Annotated in this window: 17 protein-coding genes; 12 read left to right on the top strand and 5 right to left on the bottom strand. The window is 42.0% G+C overall.

The window, feature by feature from the left end; genetic code table 11:
• Nucleotides 1-161 precede the first annotated feature (161 nt).
• Complete coding sequence (locus tag BLT18_RS03490; protein ID WP_091271267.1) at nucleotides 162-1,394, top strand: FAD-dependent monooxygenase; 1,233 nt, start codon at nucleotides 162-164, stop codon at nucleotides 1,392-1,394.
• A gap of 64 nt (nucleotides 1,395-1,458) precedes the next feature.
• Complete coding sequence (locus BLT18_RS03495; protein WP_091271269.1) at nucleotides 1,459-2,181, top strand: hypothetical protein; 723 nt, start codon at nucleotides 1,459-1,461, stop codon at nucleotides 2,179-2,181.
• A 178-nt stretch (nucleotides 2,182-2,359) separates the two neighbouring features.
• On the opposite strand, the gene BLT18_RS03500 is transcribed toward BLT18_RS03495, so the two are convergent.
• Nucleotides 2,360-3,145 (bottom strand): IclR family transcriptional regulator, encoded by a 786-nt coding sequence (locus BLT18_RS03500; protein ID WP_091271271.1) that lies wholly within the window; start codon nucleotides 3,143-3,145, stop codon nucleotides 2,360-2,362.
• A gap of 10 nt (nucleotides 3,146-3,155) precedes the next feature.
• Nucleotides 3,156-3,926 carry an IclR family transcriptional regulator gene (locus BLT18_RS03505; RefSeq protein WP_091271273.1) on the bottom strand — a complete coding sequence of 257 codons (771 nt, stop codon included), beginning with the start codon at nucleotides 3,924-3,926 and terminating at the stop codon, nucleotides 3,156-3,158.
• A 173-nt stretch (nucleotides 3,927-4,099) separates the two neighbouring features.
• On the opposite strand from BLT18_RS03505, the gene BLT18_RS03510 reads away from it, so the two are divergent.
• Nucleotides 4,100-5,374: a phenylacetate--CoA ligase family protein gene (locus BLT18_RS03510; protein ID WP_245705164.1), complete on the top strand. Its 1,275-nt coding sequence runs from the start codon at nucleotides 4,100-4,102 to the stop codon at nucleotides 5,372-5,374.
• Nucleotides 5,375-5,673: 299 nt separating this feature from the next.
• Here BLT18_RS03510 and BLT18_RS03515 read toward each other — a convergent pair whose 3' ends face one another.
• Nucleotides 5,674-6,873, bottom strand: coding sequence for an ROK family transcriptional regulator (locus BLT18_RS03515; protein WP_091271275.1), 1,200 nt, complete (start codon nucleotides 6,871-6,873; stop codon nucleotides 5,674-5,676).
• Nucleotides 6,874-7,077: 204 nt separating this feature from the next.
• Here BLT18_RS03515 and BLT18_RS03520 point away from each other — a divergent pair, with 204 nt between their 5' ends.
• The 3 genes from BLT18_RS03520 to BLT18_RS03530 are packed head-to-tail and all read left to right on the top strand — an operon-like array spanning nucleotide 7,078 to nucleotide 10,859.
• Entirely contained in the window at nucleotides 7,078-7,920 is an 843-nt protein-coding gene (locus tag BLT18_RS03520; protein ID WP_091271277.1) for an MBL fold metallo-hydrolase, read from the top strand.
• Between the two features lie 5 nt (nucleotides 7,921-7,925).
• Nucleotides 7,926-8,912, top strand: coding sequence for a TAXI family TRAP transporter solute-binding subunit (locus BLT18_RS03525; RefSeq protein WP_091271278.1), 987 nt, complete (start codon nucleotides 7,926-7,928; stop codon nucleotides 8,910-8,912).
• A 60-nt stretch (nucleotides 8,913-8,972) separates the two neighbouring features.
• Nucleotides 8,973-10,859, top strand: a complete 1,887-nt coding sequence (locus BLT18_RS03530) for a TRAP transporter permease (protein ID WP_091271280.1) — start codon at nucleotides 8,973-8,975, stop codon at nucleotides 10,857-10,859.
• 317 nt (nucleotides 10,860-11,176) lie between these two features.
• Here BLT18_RS03530 and BLT18_RS03535 read toward each other — a convergent pair whose 3' ends face one another.
• Nucleotides 11,177-12,397 carry a CynX/NimT family MFS transporter gene (locus BLT18_RS03535; protein WP_091271282.1) on the bottom strand — a complete coding sequence of 407 codons (1,221 nt, stop codon included), beginning with the start codon at nucleotides 12,395-12,397 and terminating at the stop codon, nucleotides 11,177-11,179.
• Between the two features lie 190 nt (nucleotides 12,398-12,587).
• Nucleotides 12,588-12,767, bottom strand: coding sequence for a hypothetical protein (locus tag BLT18_RS03540; protein ID WP_091271284.1), 180 nt, complete (start codon nucleotides 12,765-12,767; stop codon nucleotides 12,588-12,590).
• 479 nt (nucleotides 12,768-13,246) lie between these two features.
• Here BLT18_RS03540 and dcuS point away from each other — a divergent pair, with 479 nt between their 5' ends.
• The 6 genes from dcuS to BLT18_RS03570 all read left to right on the top strand — a co-directional run bounded on the left by dcuS (nucleotide 13,247) and on the right by BLT18_RS03570 (nucleotide 20,849).
• Entirely contained in the window at nucleotides 13,247-14,863 is a 1,617-nt protein-coding gene (gene dcuS, locus BLT18_RS03545) for a DcuS/MalK family sensor histidine kinase (RefSeq protein ID WP_091271285.1), read from the top strand.
• The gene (locus BLT18_RS03550) at nucleotides 14,856-15,581 is read left to right on the top strand and encodes a response regulator (RefSeq protein ID WP_091271287.1); all 726 of its coding nucleotides are present in this window, start codon (nucleotides 14,856-14,858) and stop codon (nucleotides 15,579-15,581) included. Before dcuS ends, BLT18_RS03550 begins: the two co-directional genes overlap by 8 nt.
• Before the next feature lie 136 nt (nucleotides 15,582-15,717).
• Nucleotides 15,718-17,403, top strand: coding sequence for an SLC13 family permease (locus tag BLT18_RS03555; protein ID WP_091271289.1), 1,686 nt, complete (start codon nucleotides 15,718-15,720; stop codon nucleotides 17,401-17,403).
• Between the two features lie 525 nt (nucleotides 17,404-17,928).
• Entirely contained in the window at nucleotides 17,929-18,411 is a 483-nt protein-coding gene (locus BLT18_RS03560) for a hypothetical protein (protein ID WP_139184700.1), read from the top strand.
• Nucleotides 18,412-18,739: 328 nt separating this feature from the next.
• Nucleotides 18,740-19,423 carry a response regulator transcription factor gene (locus BLT18_RS03565; protein WP_091271326.1) on the top strand — a complete coding sequence of 228 codons (684 nt, stop codon included), beginning with the start codon at nucleotides 18,740-18,742 and terminating at the stop codon, nucleotides 19,421-19,423.
• Nucleotides 19,416-20,849, top strand: a complete 1,434-nt coding sequence (locus BLT18_RS03570; protein WP_091271541.1) for a sensor histidine kinase — start codon at nucleotides 19,416-19,418, stop codon at nucleotides 20,847-20,849. Before BLT18_RS03565 ends, BLT18_RS03570 begins: the two co-directional genes overlap by 8 nt.
• The last annotated feature ends 1 nt before the right edge of the window (nucleotide 20,850 follow it).

A 20,850-nucleotide genomic window follows, 5' to 3' on the forward strand; every position in this document is an offset into this window, starting at 1 on the left:
GTTTTCTTCGTTTGTGTCATTTTAACACATTTATCTACTCTCGAAATAAATTTTAAACGTACCACATAGAAGAATACATTGCTACGCATAAGCGCCAAAACTTTTTATAATACAATTAGAAAACGTTTACAGGATACTATAATTAGAAAGGATGAGCAGATATGGCAGAAAATACGAAAAAGCACTCTGTAATTGTAGTCGGTGCCGGCCCGGTCGGTTTAACAGCAGCATTAACTTTAAAAGAAAAGGGAATTTCTTGTGTTGTGTTAGAGGCAGACCCGTATGGTCATCCACGTCCAGGAAGCCGAGCAATCTTTTTGCACAAAGCTTCATTAAAGTTGTTGGAAGAATCGTCAAAAGGACTTGGTTTTACACTTGCACGAAACGGCATTGTATGGCCAATTAAACGAACACTGTACAAAGGAAAAGAAGTATACAAAAGAGATTACGGATTGACAAATACAGAGGACCCGCACAATTTACCTCCATTTACAGCGCTTCACCAAGACGAAATTGAAAGTCATATCTATGATGCTTGTGTGAAAGCTGGTGTGCGTTTTGAATGGGATACGCCTGTGAAAGAATGCCGCACTCATGAAGATGGTGTAACGATTGTAACCGAGTCTGGTGATGAATGGGAAGCTGATTATGTTATCGGTGCGGACGGAGGACGTTCCGTGGTTCGTCAGACAACCGGCTTGAAGTTTGAGGGACCGCGTACAGCTGATACATTCCTCGTTGTTGATATTAAAGAGGATGAAAACGATCCACTGCCGCTGGAGAGAGTGTTCCATTATCAGCACCCGGCAATGGGTGGACGAAATGTTATGCACGTTCCGTTTAAAGGCGGCTGGAGAGTTGACTTGCAGCTGCTCGAAGATGATGATCCGGAGGAATATAAAGATATCGAAGGCGTGAAAAAATGGCTCCCAAATGTGATGCCGGAAAAATATAAAGACCGTATTACATGGGTATCGTCTTATCGATTCCACCAAGTAGTCGCTAATTCCTTTACCGATGATAACCGACGTGTCCTTTTAGCTGGGGAAGCGGCTCACTTGTTTGCTCCATTTGGTGCCCGCGGCTTAAATTCAGGTGTTCCAGATGCAATCATTGCTGTAAATGGCATGGAAAAGGCACTTCAAGCCAAGAATGAATCAGAGCGTAAAGAAGCTATTGATGCAGCAGCAAAAGAAAGAAGAATTGCGGCTAAATGGAACCGTGATGGATCAACAACTGCGCTGCACCACTTGCAAGGAAACGCTCCTGAAATGAACGCAAAACGTGAAGTGGCGGCTTCTCTAACGTCTGTTGCTCCAAAACTTGGACGCTGGCTGGATGAAGGCCCATATGGTCCAAAGTTCGGACCTCCTGAGTTAACAACAAAATACTAGTCTCTGTGCTAGATGACGGTTATTCATGTAACAAGCTGCAGGTGGCGGCGCTTGGGAGAGAAGCATGACTCAAGCATCATGTGAGACGGACGGAGAGTTACGTCGCGGAAAGCAGAGCCGGTGTTTGTGGAATGCGTCCGACAATCGTGCAGTCACAACAACAGTATCAACAAACAGAATGGTATCTAAAAAAGGCAGAGGAGTGAGAGATGTGGCGGTAGCGGTAGAACTTGCTGATACGAAGCGATACGGCAATAATGGTGAAAATGTAGCCAGCCTGATTGAACGCTTAGCTGACATTGACTGGTACCAAAAGGCGGGGGAGCAAGACAAGGCAGTAGAAGAAAAGCTTGCCGAAAGCATGAAACAGTTAGGTGTGTCGACGTATCAAATAGAATGGATAAAGCCTGGCGAAGCGGCTGACGCCATTGCCAGCCTGGCTCTTGAAGAAAGTTCGATTTGGGAGCAGCTGAAAGAAGTTCCTGACACAATCAAAGCAAAAATGGACGAAGTAAATAGGGAAACAGTGGTTGATGACATTGTTTATAACATTCCAGAACTTGTGTATCACGGGTCATTTGCAGGAGCCTATCAATTATTTGAAGATGAAAAAACAACAGGATTTTTTACAGGGCATGCGATGTATATCAGCGTATTAGCCTGTCTATGGGAAGCGGCAGCTGATCTCGATGGGATGAAAGATAACCCGTTTTTACCTTTGGTTGAAATATTAGAATCAGGCCACGTGCCATTAGGATTAAAAAAAGAAACGATTTTTGTCCTTTAAGAGATGCAGGATAAATATTGGAAAAGAGAACCAGCGTGCAGGTGAGCCGCGGTTCTCTTTTTGCATGGATAGGAAAGCATATATCCCCTTGATGTCATTATCATGATGAGAAAAGCTGTATACGTGCAAAGGCCGTCACTTGTATCGGCTAAAATCTTGGTGCCTGCGCTTTTCTGATTTAGGAGCCAAAATAGCCCAGTTCCTCTGATATGTCACGGGCAGTGTGTTTTAAAGTGTTAATATAGCGGTTGTAGCTGTTTTCCGAAATTCGCGTTGTCGGACCAATGGTGGCAAGCGATGATACAACGTTTGAGGAATAATCCCGAATGGGCACGGCAATGCCTGCATAGTTCGGAAAATATTGTTCTTTGCTGACAGCATATCCTTGTTCTCTGATTTTGTGCAGCGTTTCTTTTAAATGTTCCCCATCCGTTATGGTGTTATCTGTGTAGCGATGGAGGCCTTGCTCAATAATATGATCCACAAATGCTTCTTCTTGATAAGCCAGTAATACAAGGCCTTCACTTGTACAGTGGATGGGGTTTTTCCGGCCAATATCTGTTATTAAACGTTCCGGGTTTTTTCGTTTCACACGGTAAAAATAAACAACTTGTTCTTTTTCTAATAAACAAATATGGCATGTTTCACCGATATCTTTTACTAGAGACTCTAAAATAGGAAAGGCGTCTTTATAAATTTCTTTGTGTACCGACACAACACCGCCTAATGTGAGCAGAGAAAGGCCTAAGCGGTACTGGCCTGTACGAGGATGCTGAGATAAAAACCCTTCTTTTCGTAATGTAGAAATCAGCCGGTGAGCAGTGCTCTTTGGCAGTCCTGTATGTCTGGCAATTTCGGCAACGCCAAAATCTTTTTTGCTGCTGTGCTTGTACAGCTGTAATATTTTCATCGCATTGCGGACAGAAGAAAGCCGGTATTTATCTCTTGTTGTGCTGTTCTGCATAGATATCACCTCATGAGCGTCTCTGTATAATAGTGGACAGTTCTTTGCTTGCACGCAAGACTTTTTCAATGCAATATTTTTTATGCGGCAAAATGCGCTTAACAGGACCGGCAATATTAATCGAAGCAACAACGTGCCGGCTGTCTTTATAAATGGGAGCGCCAATGGAGTAGATATTATGCCTGAATTCTTGGTCGCTCGTTACAACTCCCATTTGCCGGGCTTTTTTTAATTTTTCATAGATATCATGTTTATTCGTTAATGTAAAAGGCGTATATGTCGGCAGAGGCGGCTGAAGTATTTCCTCTACGATATGATCTGGCTGAAAAGCTAAAATAATCTGGCCTGAACTCGTACAATGTATCGGGTTTCGCTTGCCAAGGTAAGAGTCTAGTTTTACCGGATAAATACCATCAACTTTTTGCAAATAAATAACTTGACTGCCATCTAGAATTCCGACATGCGAACTTTCCCCAGTATCCTCGGTTAATTGTTTCAAGATAGGGTAAGATTCTTTGATTATTTTTATCTGCTCGGTTACTGTATTGGTCAATTGAAGAACAGAGAGGCCTATAGTGTATTTATTGGTGGCTGGATTCTTCACCACAAAATCTTCTTCAGCGAGAGTGGCTAATAGGCGGTGTGTTGTGCTGAGTGCCAGCCCCAATTTCTCAGCGAGTTCGCTGACACCAAGTTCTGGTTCTTCTTCAGAAAAACTTTTTAATGCTCGCAAAGCATTCTCTAACGAAGTATGTTTTCGTTTAGATGGTGCTTTTTTCATGCAGTGTCCCTCCTTCAGAAGATGCTTGCAGGCAAATAATTAGCAAGATATTGATGAAAGATAGTGCATATTTTGAATAGTTCCATATAAAAGAAAAATAGCCTTTCTTTTATTGTAAACGCTTTATAAGATTATAGATAGATGAAATTACAAATTAGGGAGGGGAAAATAAGATGTCTACAGCGGAATTGTATCCTTTATATGAGACTGGAATGGAATTGAAGTCTTATCAATTACAGCGCTTAAACCAACTATTATTATTTACATCCCAAAACAATGAATTCTATCAAAAAAAATTCAAAGATGTGACGTTTCCCATAAAAGATGAAAAAGGGTTAGAATCTCTGCCGTTTACCACAAAACAAGAGCTGGCTGAAGATCAGAAACTGTATCCTCCTTACGGGAAGAACCATTCGTATCCATTGGCTAGTTATGTAGAGTACCACCAAACATCAGGAACGACAGGTAATCCTATTCGCGTTCTTGATACGAAAGAGAGCTGGGATTGGTGGAGCAGATGCTGGCAGGAAGTGTATAGAAGCAGCGGTGTTACAGAAGACGATACCATCTTCTTGGCGTTCTCATTCGGACCTTTTGTTGGGTTTTGGGGAGCCTATCAAGGCGGAAAAGATAAAGGCTGTTTAGTTATTCCAGGCGGCGGCCAGTCTTCAAAAGAACGTTTGTACAGCATGCAGGAGAACCAGGCCACAGTGTTGACGTGTACGCCAAGTTATGCCTTGCATTTAGCTGAAGTGGCTGAAAAGCATCATATGGATCTTGCATCTTCTACTATCAAGACTATTATTACGGCAGGTGAGCCTGGGGGATCTATCCCATCTGTTCGAGAGTCTATTGAAAAAAGCTGGGGTGCTACACTGTATGACCATGTCGGCATGACAGAGATGGGGGCTTATGGGTATGCTTGTTCGGAACAAAAGGGCATTCATATCAACGAAGCAGAGTTTATTGCCGAAGTCATTGATCCAGATACAGGAAAGCCTGTACAGGAAGGAGAACGCGGTGAACTTGTTTTAACGAATTTAGGAAGATATGGTTACCCGCTTATTCGTTACCGGACAGGGGATATTGTGATTAACTCTAGTGAGAAGTGTGCTTGCGGTAATCCTTATCGTTTCTTGCCAAAGGGTATCGTGGGCAGAAAAGACGATATGGTCGTTATTCGCGGTATTAATATTTTCCCGCAATCCATTGAGGCGATTGTACGCGAGTTTGAAAGCGTTACCGAATTTAGAATTGTTTACTATACAGAAAATGACATGGATCAAGTGAAAGTACAAATTGAAGGAGACGACGCTGTGGACGGAGAATTAAAATTGCTTTTAAGAGAGCGTCTTGGTTTGCGTGTCGAACTAGAACATGTAGCAGACGGCGCACTCCCGCGATTCGAAATGAAGTCTCGCCGAGTAGAAGACCTTCGTCATCGATAATTTTTATGAAGAAAAACAAGGAACCGAAAGCACTTTTCCGCCAGAAGCAAAGAGAGCCCGAGCGATATTGCGCCCGGGCTTTTTCATATTTTCCAGCTTTCAAGATGCTTGCGCTTTTCTATTGCACAAAATGAATCAAGTTCTCATGCAAATGCTGCGTAGTGGGACAAGCAGCAGCTGAAAGGCCATCGGGGGACGTTTCCCGCTAAGCTTAATGCGCTGCCTGCAGCAAACGAGCTGAAAAAGCCATGCAATCAGAAAGAAGAAACTTATCCCAGCAGACGTTATAAAATTATATATTACCGGGGGTTTGTTTCTGTTAACCAATGCTGAAACATGAACAATGCTGCACCCATCATGCCAGAATCCCCGGCATAGGTTCCTTTTGAGATTGTTGTACGCTGTTTGATATCCATGTGGTTCTGGACTTGTCTTTGAACTTCTTCGAAAAAGCCCGGGTAATAATTAATAAGCGGTCCGTTTAATACAATGAGGTCTGCATGAAACGCCGTTGCAAGATTGGCTACTCCAGCCCCTAAGTATGGTGCAGTGCTGTATATAATTTGTTTCAGATTTTCACCGCCGTTTCGTAAAAATGGTATTAGTTCATCAATTTGAACAACACGGCGCTTGCCAATGTGTTGGTTATAATAATCAGGCATTTCTTCTTTGATGCAATCTAGTATATTATACAAAGACGTGTAGGCAACCGCACAGCCATGTTTCCCACAAGAACAGCGTTTCCCGTGCAAGTTTACTGTCATGTGTCCATATCTGCTCACATCACCGCTTCGGACATGCATAATCGAGCCGTTTTGAATTACTCCGCAGCCCCATGCCCAGCCTGATGTTACATTTAACACGTTCGGATAATACTGGTGGGCATGATACTCTCCTAAAGCTCCTACATTTGCGCCATTTTCAACAAGCACTGGGACCTGCAGTTCCTTCTCTAATGTTTCCTGCACTGGAACGTATTCCCATCCAGAAGCGATAAACGTCTCAGGTTGTAAAATCATCCCTTTCTTTCTATCGAGAGGACCAATAGCGCCTGCACCAACGCCTAACACATCACGCTGATCGATGCCACGGTCATGGAGAATTTTTTTAATTGACTGTACCACTGATTGAAGCGTCACCGCTGGGGTATGTTCAGTCGTCATGATAACCGTATCTTGGGCTAATTTTTCAAATAACACATTAAATAGTCCAATATTGGTTTGATAGCGGGTGATTTGGACGCCAATAACATAGCCGCTCGCTGGATGAAGCTGATAAAGCGCAGCCGGACGGCCGCCGCCTGAATCTGCGTGACCAGTGATATAAATGAACTGATGATCGAGTAAATATTTAAGCGAGCGGGTGACTTTTCCTCTGTTTAAATGTAGCTTTTCAATGAGTTCAGCACGAGATACTGGTCCGCGGTGGTGTATGTACGCATAAATTTGTTTGATGAAGGTATTTTGCATGGAATCATCACATAAGAAACTTTTCAGCATATGACAGCCCCTTTTCCGAGAAAGTAAGCATTCTTTACATCTAAGATAAAAGAGTCTGAACCGTGACGCAAATAATTTAGCTGCAACTGTTGACAATTTTCATAATTGATAGTAAATTTTACAATAACACTTATTCACAAATTGTGCAAAAGTAAACGTGTTTTTGAAAGCGTTTGCGATAATTGTTAAGTAGGAGTGATTGAAATGGCAGATATGAAAATAACGATGTTAGGAACAGGAAGTCCGCGGCCGGAGGTGTCAAGGTCTGGACCGGCTCAAATTATTGAATGGAACAATAACCGCATTCTATTCGATTGTGGAGAAGGGACAACGGGACAGCTGTTAAAGGCAGGGTATACACCTGAGTCTGTTACTCATTTGTGGTTTACTCATTTACATTCGGATCACACGTTTGGTTATGGACAGTTTCTTATTGGCGGCTGGGGAAGAGGGCGCAGCGAATTGACAGTGATTGGCCCGCCGGGTACAAAGGCTTTTCATGAAAAGATATTAGATTTATATAAAGAAGATATTGATTACCGCTGTTCGTTGGGACGAAGTGAAAAAGGTGTGAAAGATGTTCACGTTATAGAGGTGGAGGAGCCGGGAAAGGTGGAAAATCCTCTTGGTGTCCAAGCTAGTGCAGCCAAAATGATTCATAATGTGTGCACTTACGGATATCGTTTAGAAATAGACGGACAGGTGCTTGTTATTTCTGGTGACACCGCCCCTCACGAAGGGATTGTAGAATTAGCGGAAGACGCAGATTTACTCGTGATAGATGCTAGTTTAGCAGCAGGCGAACAAAGCGGTGCTTTAGCTAAAATTTGGGATCATTTGCAAAAAGAACATTGCACGGCAGAACAAGCCGCAGAAATTGCTGAACAAGCAAAGGTGAAAAAAGTGATATTCACGCATTTTCTGCCGGAAGTTGACACAGAAAAAGCGTATCAAGAAGCAAAGCCGCTGTTTTCAGGGGAGCTCATTATTCCGGAAGACTTGGAAACGTATTACGTGGCAAAAACAACAGCTGAATTGGGAGGATGAGATAGATGAAACGACTATGTCTATTATTGTTAGCTATCTTCGTCACAGCATTGGCAACAGCCTGTGCTGCTGATGAAAATGCATCCTCGCAAGAAGGAAGTAATGGGATTGTATCGCTGTATACGCCAGGGTCTGGAGGGCTCATTTATATGTTAAGTGCAGGAGTCAGCCAGCTGTATGACCGTCCGGACACAGAGCTGGTGACAGAAGCAACAAGCGGAAGCTCTGATATTATGCAGTCGTTAATTGAGCGGTATGAATCAGGAACACCAGCATTTGGAGGTCTTGCTTCGGCAACGGTATCGGAAGTCTATAACGGAGAATATGATCCGATTGATAGTGCACACGAGGAATTAAGAGGGGTGTCCTTTTTAGGATATACCACATTGCATATTATTACCAAAGAAGGAAGCGGTATTGAAAGTTTAGCTGATTTAAAAGGAAAAAAACTAGGTGCATCACCAGGAGCAGCAGATACGGATTTAATGATGAGATTGTTAGAAGAGCAGTATGGTTTAACGACGAATGATTATGAATATGTGCCGGTTGGATACGCTGATATTCAACAAGGCTTAGAATATGGGAGTATTGATGTTGGTGTTATCAATGGAGGCGTTCCAGCACCTTTGGTTCAGGAAACAGAGTCGATGGCAGATATTACATTTATTTCTGTTGAAAACGAAAAATTAGAAAACTTCATCGAAGATCATCCATATTATGGAATGAACACAATTGAAGATGGAACGTACGAGAGTCAATCAGAAAACATTCAAACACCGACACTGCAGCTGATGTATGTGACCCATGAAGGGACGGATGAAGAGGTGGTGTACGACTTTGTCCAAACGTTATTTGATAAACAAGAGGAATTGATCAACATACATCCTACCGCAGCAGACATTAACGAAGAAACCATCTTAAATGGTATTGACATTCCACTTCACGGTGGGGCTGAAACATATTATCAAGAGCAAAGAATTTTAGAAGAATAGAGAACGGTGAAAAGCTGCTCTATTCTATGCCCGAAAGAGAGTTCCTTTGGGAGGTACAGTATGCCACACCTATTAAAAATTATCGTTACTATTTTGGCCATCGGTATGGCAGTCTTTCATTTGTATTCCGGTGGTGTTGAGCTGCTGCCGGCAACACAACAAAGAGCCGTGCATTTAGGATTGGCATTGGCATTAATATTTCTGCTGTATCCGTTGAACCGGAAAAAGGATCATCTGCAAAGCCGCGTAGAAACTGGATTAAATGTGATATTAGCAGTCATTGCTTTAGCTTGCGGCAGTTATATTTATCTTCATTTTATGGAGCTTGCCATCAGCTTAAACTCGCCGTCTTTTCCCACGGTACTTGCTGGAGTAGGTGTCATATTACTAACATTAGAGGCGTCACGGAGAATATTAGGCTGGAGCCTGCCGATTATCGCACTTTTCTTTTTCTTGTATGCTTTTTTTGGAAACAATTTACCGTTGATGATAGCACATTCAGGTTTTTCGGTGGAAAAAATTATTACACAAGTCGGCCTTAGTGATCAAGGCATCTTAGGTATTCCTTTAGGGGTTTCCGCAACATACATTGTGTTGTTTATTATTTTTGGAGCCATGCTTGAAAAATCTGGAGCAGGCAAGCTGTTTATTGATCTGGCGATGGCCGTCGTTGGTAAATTTCGCGGGGGTGCAGCAAAAGTATCCGTCGTTGCGAGTGCCTTATTCGGTTCAATAAGCGGCAGTCAGGTAGCCAATGTTGCTACGACAGGTGTGCTTACGATTCCTCTTATGAAAAAAGGAAAATACTCTTCTCAATATGCAGGAGCGGTCGAATCCGTTGCATCAACGGGGGGCATGTTTTTACCACCGGTCATGGGGGCTGTATCGTTTCTGATTGCTGATTTTTTACAAGTCAGCTATGCCTCTGTTATTGTTGCAGCTATTGTGCCAGCTGTTTTGTACTTTTTTGCTGTATTTATTATGGTAGATTTGCGTGCTTCAAGAGTGGAGAGTACGAATCTGAAAAAGGAGATAGAAGTCCCGGAAGTGAAAAAAGTACTTCGTTCCCAAGGACATTTGCTTTTGCCTCTCATTCTATTAGTGTATTTTTTGCTTATTCTTGAGTGGGCACCGCCAATGGCGGGTTTTTGGGCAGTTGTTTCGATTCCCGTTGTTAGTTGGTTGAGAAAACATACGAGAATGACCTTACTAGATATAAAAGAAGCATTGGAACAAGGGGTTAAACTTTCGCTGCTGGTTGCAGCAGCAACAGCATGTGCTGGTATTGTTATTGGTGTCATTAACATGACTGGGATGGGTCTTCGTTTTTCAGGGATGTTAGTAGAGCTTTCCGGTCAAAATTTAATAGTATTGCTAGTGCTGACGATGGTTACTTCGGTTATCATGGGAATGGGTCTGCCGCCAGTTGCTTCCTATGTGGTGCTTGCAGTGTTAGCAGCACCGGCGATGATTGATTTAGGTGTTCATCCGATGGCGGCACATCTGTTTATTTTTTATTACGGCACATTATCTGCCATCACGCCTCCAGTGGCATTTGCTGCTTATGCAGCGAGTGGTATAGCTGGGTCTGATCCAATGCGTACTAGTTTTACTGCCGTAAGACTCGCCTCAACCGCCTTTATCATCCCATTTATGTTTGTCACGGGGCCGGCACTCATTTTGGAAGGACAGCCAATTGAAATTGCGGTGGCTGTTGCAACATCTCTTCTAGGGGTGTTTGCCTTAGCAGCTGCGACAGAAGGATATATAAAGGGACCGATAATGGTCAAGACACGTTTTCTTATGCTAGCAGGAGCGCTGCTGCTTTTACACGTTGGAACCATCACTGATGTGATTGGTGTGTTACTCGTTATTACTCTCATTGTATGGGAACTGATTCGTGTTAAAATGATGCGGAGTAAAGGCATAAATGTGGAAGCAGGTTAAAATAGTAAAAGAAACACTCGTCTCGGTAAGTGAAACCAAGACGAGTGTTTTTGGTTTTGAGCACTGTGACATTAGCATAGGTGCATCATTGACGTCGTTTGCACGCTAAAGGAAATCAGGATACGTGCAACTAGGCTAGCGCCTGCACTTGCCCGCTCGAGGTTCCTTTGATCAAAAGGCCGGCTTTCATATAGCCGGCCTTTCAGGGCTGGTGACAGGCTCTTAGGATGGAGTGGGTTCGGCGTTGTCACAAGACGTAACGGTCTTAGCCGAGCTTCCTTCTTCCAAAGTGCTTGCGCTTTTCTTTTAAGTAATAATTATTCATCTTCAGGCAGGGCATAACGGTTTTCACTTGCGTGTAACCCAAACCATAATATACATATGGCAATAAAGAAAGAAACGTATAAAAATGGCTGCCATGTGTGGAAGGTGTCATATAAAAATCCCATAAACACTGGACCGAGCGCGGCAAGCAAATATCCACATGACTGAGCCATGCCAGATAATAAGGATGCATGCCGTGCATTTGCCGCGCGAAGACTAATCATGGTTAAAGCAAGGCTGATTGCTGCTCCTTGTGCAATGCCTAAACAAATCACGCTGATGATAATAATAAAAAGATGAGAAAAAAAGATTAATCCTGTGAATCCAATAAAATATAACGAACATATACCTGTGACGATGGGCTTTTGATTTTCTAATTTATCGGCTAAAATAGGGGCGGCGAAACTAAAAGGAATTCCTACCAATTGAAGCCAGAATAACATCCACCCTGCCATAGAAAGACTCATTCCCAGCTCTTGCAGAACATCAGGAATCCATGTGATCAAGCTGTAAAACAAAAAGGACTGAAATCCCATAAATAACGTTACGTGCCATGCCACACGGGATGACCACATAGAAGCGGAAGACTTTGCTGTGCCGTTCTGTGCAGCAGTTGTTTTCCTCAATGACTGTCCTTTTATTTGGGGAAGCCAAACAATCAGTGCCACTACTGTGATAATAACCCAGACGGCCAATGCGTTTTCCCAGCCGAGACCGAGCGATTCTGACAATGGGAAGCTAAGTCCGGAACCGATACTGGCAAACGTTCCCATACACATCGTATAAATACTGGTCATCAGACCGACCTTTTGGGGAAAGCTGAATTTAATAACACCGGGAAGCAAGACGTTACATATGGCAATACCAATTCCAATCAGCGCTGTACCGATAAAAATAAAAGCAATCACACCAGACGAGCGTATCAGAATACCGGCAGCTAATGTGAGGAGTGCAAAAAAGATGGCCAATTGATTGCCAAAGCGCAGTCCCAGCTTCGGTGCAACTAGTGAAAACACGGCAAATGACAGTAATGGAATGGTCGTTAAGGTACCAGCTAAACTATTAGACATTCCAGTACTTTCCCTGATGACAGGAATAAGCGGACCAACGGACGTAATAGCAGGCCGTAAATTAAAAGCAACAAAAATAATACCGATAATTAATAAAATAGCAGCCTTACGATTTGCTTGTGATTCTGCTGATAATGTAGACATAACACAACATCCTTTTCTACGATAACCAAATTTTTCTAATCAATTACTTTTAGTATAAATGTTTTACGGTGAGACGGCCAAAGAAAAGTTATTCATATGGAAAAGCCCATTCTCTCACGTTTTTCCGTTGAAAAAATAACCCAGCCGTTTTATTAGGCTGGGTATAAACGCTTATTGTACAATATGTACGTTAACGACAAGAATACTGGCAGATTTCTTCATAAGCATCCACTACTTTGTGCAGTAAATGTTTTTTCTCGTTTTCTTGAATGGCGTCGGCTTCTAAAATCGTTTGCGACAATGACAAAAAGCTAGTGTGAGGGTTTGCTGATGAAAGCAGCAGCTCAACGTAAGGTTTTTCTTCGTTCAACAGAATTCCTCCTAATATTTGGTTCATAAAAAAGGCAGGGAAATATTTATATTGCATACATATTATCATGTAACACAATTGTAATAAATCCTAGGAAAGTCTTGATTTATGAAAGGGAATAGTAGATACTTTTTTCATTTAATGAAAAATATGGAAAGTCTTTGGTCGTAGATGATGCGGCAGAATTCAAAAAAGTATGGATGATTTTACGATAAAAGTCCTGTTTGTAAAAAGTAGGCTATTATTATTAGGGAAGAAGAATGGATGTGAAGACAGGACTAGTTCTTTGTTTTTTTGCATCTTTTTTACTAAGTACGTGTTTACCTTACTCGTCAGCATATATATACTTGGCCTGTTTGATATCCTGACAGCGAAAAGTCTGTTTGTGAAAAAGCGTATTTTCTATAATAAAGATATAAACGGACAGAGGGTGTATATTGATATAAGCGAGAAAAATGAGCGACATAGAGGAGATAGACATGAGAGTGCTACGTGGAAAGAAAAAACAGCCGCTGCGTTTACAAACATGGATTACGCTGATGGTTTGTTTTGTGTTAATTGTTGCCTTAACGGTAACAGGAATATTAATAGGAAGAAACACGGCAGAAAATGCAAGAGAAGCTCAAGAGGCCAAAATCATGAATATTGCTGAGACGGTCAGCCGTGCTCCTGCTGTTATTCAAGGCTTAGAAACTACCACGCAAAAAAACACGATACAATCTTACACGCAATCGGTACAAGAAAATACCCATGTTCATTATATTGTTGTAATGGATATGAGCCATATTAGACAGTCCCACCCTGTCGAAGAGCGAATTGGCCAATATTTTGTCGGCGGCGATGAAGACAGAGCGTTTGAAGGAGAGCGTTATACATCAGTAGCAGAAGGGACACTTGGTGAGTCACTGCGTGCTTTTGTACCCATTACAAATGACAATAATGAACAAGTTGGTGTGGTGTCTGTTGGCATTTTACTCGAACGTGTAGAGAGTATTGTGCTGACCCAGCAGAAGATGGTTTATACTGGAACAGCTGCCGGTCTTTTCACAGGTATAATTGCAGCAGTATTTTTAGCAAGACGTGTGAAAAAGACGTTATTTGGTTTAGAGCCAAACGAAATTGCCCAGCTGTTACAAGAAAGAGAAGCAATGCTTGCCTCTGTACGCGAAGGCGTGATTGCTGTTGATGATACAGGAAAGATTGTTGTGAGTAATGATGCGGCGAACCAGTTGTTTCAAGAAGCAGGATTAGCGGTTGATCCTATTGGTCAAGACGCCGCCTCTTTTTTAAAATCATCAAAACTGACGGATGTGCTGCACCATCAACAGGCAGAATATGATCAAGAACAAGTATTGAATGGCATGGTCTTTGTTGTAAACCGTGTGCCGGTCATGGCAAAAGGCAGGGTAGTTGGGGCATTGGCGACATTTCGAGATAAATCGGAGCTGACATCTCTGGTTGAACAGTTATCCGGGGCAAAATATTACGCGGAAAGCTTGCGTGAAAAAACACACGAATTTATGAACAAGCTCCATGTTATGTCAGCGATGGTACACACGGAGGCTTATGATGAGTTACAAGCATATATTAAACAGATATCCAATAACTATCAAAAAGAAGTGGGGATGGTGTCGAAATTAATAAAAGACCCGGTATTAGCAGGCTTTTTGCTGCATAAATGCAACCGCCTTGAAGAAGGAGGTGTCGATGTTTCTGTCACAGGAGAATATCCGCTGCCGCTTTTGAAAAATACGGAAAAAGTAGATGCGGTAATTACTGTGTTAGGAAATGTAATAGAGAACGCTTATGAAGCTGTAGCAAATCAACAGAAAAAGAAAGTAGATATAAGCATTGCTTACATCCATGGTATCTTTCACTTTACCGTGACAGATAACGGCCCGGGCATGAATCAATCAGAACAAGAAACCTTGTTTCAAAAAGGGGGGTCAACAAAAGGTGAGTATAGAGGAATTGGTTTATACCTTACGAAAAAAGCTCTTGATGAGCTGAAAGGAGACATAAAGGTTGATTCCATAGCAGGCAGAGGTACTGCGATAGAAGTAATTATTCCATATGAAGGTGACAAGCATGATTAATGTGTTAATTGTAGAAGATGATCCAATGGTGGCCAAATTTAATCGCTTGTATGTAGAAAAAGTAGAGGGATTTGCTGCAGCAGGTGTGGTGCATCACGTGCACGATGCTTGGAAATTACTAGAGGACGAGCATATCGATTTGCTGTTATTAGATGTGTATATGAAAGATGTTACCGGTTTAGATATGCTCATAGAGTTACGAAAAACCGATCATCCTGTTGATGTGATTGTGATTACAGCAGCCAATGACAAGCACTCTGTACAAACCGCGCTGCGTTATGGGGCAATTGACTATCTTATTAAACCGTTTGATTTTGAGCGGCTGCAAGAATCCCTGCTTCTTTATAAAAAGAAATATTGGCTGATGAACAACAAAGAAGCAGTCAGTCAAGAAGAGCTCGATCCCCTTTTCATTAGCAAGGAAAAGCCGGAAAAAACGAAAGTGAACTTACCAAAAGGGTTGACGCCAATTACGTTTGCCCGCATTGCAAATCAAATCGGCATGTGGAACGGCCAGCGTTTTTCCGCAGGTGATATAGCTGAAAAAACGGGGATATCAAGAGTCTCCGTACGTAAATATTTGCAGTATTTAGTGGAAATCGAAGTGTTAGAAGAAGACGTTATGTATCGTTCGACCGGAAGGCCGCTTCACATGTATCAGATAAAAAAAGAAAAAATCTCTGTTCTTCAATCATTGATGGCAGCCAGTGAAAAATAACCTGTGCTGCTATTTTTTTTAGTTACAAAAGTCTTTGGTTACTTATAAAAGGTATGTGTTTTTTATTTTATATTTTATAATTATCAGAAAGTTAAACAGTCAGAAAGCGTTTACAGCACGAAGGAGGAAATGACTAATGGTTAAAGGAGTGTTGACCAATGCATGGCAGAGTCTTTGGTCTGTCCATGCACAGACAAAAAAACTCTTAACTTTTTCACAAATCAGACAGGCAGGACAAGCAGCTGCGGCGAAGCAACAATCTTCCGCGTCTGCCGTTGGAGGGTCGCCAGGAGGACCAAGCGGGTCTGATAAAAATCCAGAAAAGGAAGAGAGGCCGGCATACACAAAAGCACAATTAGTCGGGCTGATTTTAGGGCCATTATTGTTTGTTATGACGTTGTTATTTTTTAATCCCGATGGATTAAGTGCTGATGCAAAAGCTGTTTTAGCCTCAACGCTGTGGATTGCAACATGGTGGATTACCGAGGCGATTCCTATTCCAGCTACCTCTTTATTGCCTATTATTCTGCTCCCTGTAACCGGAGCTTTGGATAGTGACACCGTCTTTTCAGCATATGGAGATAATATTATTTTCTTATTTCTAGGCGGTTTCTTTATCGCGACAGCAATGGAAAAGTGGAATCTTCATAAACGTATTGCATTAAATATTATTTCGTTAATTGGGACGAGTACGAAAAAAATTATTTTAGGATTTATGATTGCAAGTGGTTTTCTATCCATGTGGGTCTCTAACACTGCGGCCGTGATGATGATGATTCCAATTGGATTGGCTATTACGTACCAAGTGTCGGCTGCTGTGAAAGAAGAAAAGTATAAAAAAGAAATTCCGAAGTTTGAAAAAGCTATTATCTTTGGTATTGGTTACGCCGGAACCATTGGCGGTTTGGGAACACTAATCGGCACACCGCCAAACAGCATTTTAGCTGGAACGGTAAATGAATTATACAATGTCGAAATATCCTTTGCTGGCTGGATGGCATTTGCAGTGCCAATCGTCTTTATTTTGCTGATTAGTGCGTGGGTATATTTAACTCGCATTATTTATCCAATTGATATGAAGCATTTGCCAGGCGGAAGAGAACTCATCCAAGAGGAAAAACGTGCGATTGGTATGATGAGTTGGGAAGAAAAACTAGTACTTTCTGTATTTTTATTTGCTGCATTTATGTGGATTACCCGTACGTTTATTTGGGAAGACATCGTAGGCGTTCCTGGCATTGGCGACGGTATGATAGCCATGACAGCAACAGTGTTGTTGTTTTTGCTTCCTGCCAAACAAGCGGACAGCACAAAGTTGTTAGAGTGGAAAGATTCGAGAGATATTCCATGGGGGATCCTGCTGTTGTTTGGCGGCGGTCTGGCAATTGCAGCTGGATTTAGCCAAACTGGTTTATCCAACTGGATCGGTGAGCAGTTAACGGTTCTTGAGGGCATGAACTTCTTGCTTATCGTACTTGTGTCAACTGCAGTCGTTCTGTTCTTAACTGAAATCACTTCCAATACTGCAACAGGAACAATGATCCTTCCGGTTGTTGCATCACTGGCGATTGCCTTAAATGTGCATCCATATGCATTAATGGTACCGTGTGCGATGGCTGCTAACTGTGCTTTCATGCTTCCAGTCGGAACACCGCCGAATGCGATTATCTTTGGTACCGGCAAGCTGAAAATTATTCAAATGGTACAAAACGGTTTTGCTTTAAATATTCTAGCAATTATACTCATCACACTAGCGGTAACATTTTATTTACCAGCTATTTGGGGAATTGATTTGCAGCATATCCCATCACAATTTTTATAATAAACGATGAAAAGAAGAATCTGTCCTGTGTAAGCCGGGTGAGCTTTATTTTGATGAACACCAGCTGAAATACACGCTGTCTCCTGCAGGAAAAGCAACAGTCGAAGTGTTGCCTGCAGAAAATGAAGTGTATTTCAGCGGTGAAAAATCTTTTGGGACAGCTTCTTCTTTTTTTTCATCTGCTAAGAAAATATAAAGTGTTGATCCTATTAAGAAGGAGGGGCTGTGCAATTCTTTATGTCAGCATGCTGCTGTGGGCGTGTCGGCAGCACAGAAATTTTTGGATTTGTTAAATGCCTTTATATCAGGGTTTTTTTGTGTTTTTTTTATAAAAAATAGAGATTGACATTTAGCTGACACATAACTCCCTTAAAGTAAAAAATGTGATCGGCAGGAGCTGATTCACAATAAAGCGAAAAGGGAGGTGAAGCAAGCGATAAACAGATAGTCTCATAGCGTCCGTTCGGTAAAAGGCATAGTCGAAGCACTAGAAGCTAAAGCAGCTGTATCAGTAGTCATCCAAGTATGAAAAAACGAAGAGAAAAGAAGGTGCGCGATGTGTTCAATCAAGTCATGGACCAACGCGAGCGAAAACAGATGATGACAAGGCATGCCGTGGACAATATGTACTGGAACGCTCGCTGTATCAAAGAAAAACAAAGAGAGCGGGCATTAAGAAAAAGAGCGGAAAGCTATGGTATTGAAACAAAAGAAAAAGATATAGGTGACATCGTCAAAGAAATAAGTATTGCTCAGTTAAAGGAAGAAGCCAAAAACCTAGGCATAAACCCCAAAGGAAAAGAAGTACAGCAGATTATGGTTGAAATAAAAGAAAAGCAAATTCAGTTAGCTGCAGCTGCAGCAGGGATAGAGACTGCTAATAAAACGTTAGCAGACATACTGGACGAATTGGTAGACGAACATGAACAAGCAGCAAAATACTTTCACATCTTCCCTGCTGGAGAGCGTGATGTTGCCCCTTTAAAAAAACGAAATGTCATGCAATGAAATCGAGGCTGTTTCCCCAGCAGTCTTGAAAAGAAACCCCTTTGCTCGAAACAGCATAGCTAGCGATAAAATAGCAAAATTTTTTCATTGACCCCCCCTTTTAATAGATCGAAGGAAATCCCTGGTTCCATGCATCAGGGGTTTCCTTTTGTCATATATAGGAAATGTTTAGTCATAAAAGAGAAAAATCTCTTTACGTGTTTCAAAAGGTCGACATAATGATGATTGGATGTATGCGTCAGTTTTCTTTATACTACGGGATAGAAGAAAAAGTAAAAATCTCAGCTTGCTTCTAACCGCATTTTAGGAGTGCGAGGGAGTGAATAGGATGACAAAAGTTTTAATTATAGAAGATGAAGCCCCTATTAGTAAAGTCCTTCAAGCTTATATGCAAAAAGAGGGCTATGAAGTCCGAACCGTGCTGCATGGGGATGAAGCTATGCCCGTTTTTTATGACATGCAGCCAGACTTAGCGATTGTAGACGTGATGCTTCCTGGTAAAAATGGCTGGGATATTTTAGAAGAGATACGTGCAGAAAGCGCTGCTGCGGTCATTATGTTAACGGCACTAGGAGACGTTGATTACCGCTTGAAAGGATTAAACAGCGGAGCAGACGACTATATCGCTAAACCATTTGATGCTAGTGAAGTGGTAGCAAGGGTAAAAGCTGTCTTACGAAGGACAGGGCAGTTTTTGCAAGATGAAGAAGTCAAACATTTTGGCAGTTTAACGCTCAATGAGAAAGCGCACACGGTTAAACTGAATGGTGCGGACGTACCGCTTTCTCCGCGTGACTTATCGCTGTTATTTTTTCTGGCAAGACATCCAAATCAAACATTTGACAGAGAACAATTGATTGAACACGTCTGGGGAATTGACTATGAGGGAAGCGACCGTGCTGTGGATTTATCCATTAAGCGTATTCGTAAATCATTGCAAAATTGGCCGGAGTCAGAAGGGGAAATAAAAACGCTGCGGGGATTGGGGTATCAGTTTTGTGTTTATGAATAAAAACCGAAAAATATCGTTGCTGCGTTACTGGACAACCCGCTATTTTGTAACATTAGTGATTGGTTTAGTAATTGTTGCTGTTATATCTGTATTATGGATACGACACACGAATTTAGAAAACCGGTTAAATGTGACGATTTATTTAGCTCAGGAAATTGCGGATCGGTTCATAGAAGAGAATGAAGGACGGACAGTGCCCAGAGAAGGCGTCGATGAATATATTCAACAGCGCCAAAATATTATCGACACAGAACTTGATCCGATTATATATATTGTCGATGTAAACGGAAGGATACTTGCCAATCCTTTTAATCAAGAAACGTTTACGTCTGACTATTTTCCGGTGCGCATCTTAGAAGTGGAAAGTGATGTGCAGCGCTTAAAATTAGAAAACGGGATGCAATCGTATATTGTGAAGCGCCCTATCCAGACGGAAGGAGTGACGGCTGGCTGGGTTGTCATTATTCAATCGGCTAGTCAATTGACGCAGATGAACGAAGAGTTTCGGTTGTTGGCTATTATGTTAGCAACACTGGCTCTCATTGGCTGGGCCACGATTTATGTCCTTTCCAAGAAACTGTCGGAACCAATTCAAGACGTGGCGCAAGCGGCCAAACATGTCCAGGAACAAAACTATGATTTCAGCCTGCCTGAACACAATATACGAGAGCAGGAAGTGCATGAACTTGTCCATTCATTTAAAGAAATGTCGCTGCGCTTACAACAGTTAGAATCACTTCGTTCAGAGCTTCTAGCAGGTGTTACGCACGAACTGAAGACCCCCATTACATCGATGACCGGATTAATACAAGCTGTACGGGATGACGTTGTAGAAGGAGAAGAGGCGAAGGAATTTCTTGATGTATCTTTAAAAGAAGCAAACCGCATGAAAACGATGGTAGCAGATCTGTTAGAGTTTAATTCGTTTGCGGCTGATGCGATTCCAATAACGCTCGAGACATATGACGTAAATAAGTTAGCAAAAGAAATTTTACACCAATGGGAAATTGTCAATGATGAAGAGGGGCTGACGATTCAACACTACCTGCCTGAAGAAAATATTGAGGCACGAGTAGATTCTATCAGGCTCCAGCAAATTTTAGTAAATCTCATGAATAATGCGAAGCATGCGTTGAACGGGGAGGGGGTTATTTCCATCACGGTAGAGAGGAAGCGCCCTGGTGTGGCAGATATACACATTGAAGATAACGGACCGGGAATTCAGGAAGAGGAACAAGCGCTTATTTTTGAACGGTTTTATCGAGGAGAAAATAAAAAATACAATACCCACGGTTTAGGCCTGGGTCTGCCGTTTAGTAAAATGATTGCCCAAAGCATGCATGGTGATCTCCTGCTGACAGAAAGCAGACCCGGCCGTACCGTGTTCACGCTGGAACTTCCATGTGAAAGGAATGAAAAATCGTAAG

This window comes from Alteribacillus persepolensis, from assembly GCF_900099605.1.
Classification (GTDB): Bacteria; Bacillota; Bacilli; order Bacillales; family Marinococcaceae; genus Alteribacillus; species Alteribacillus persepolensis.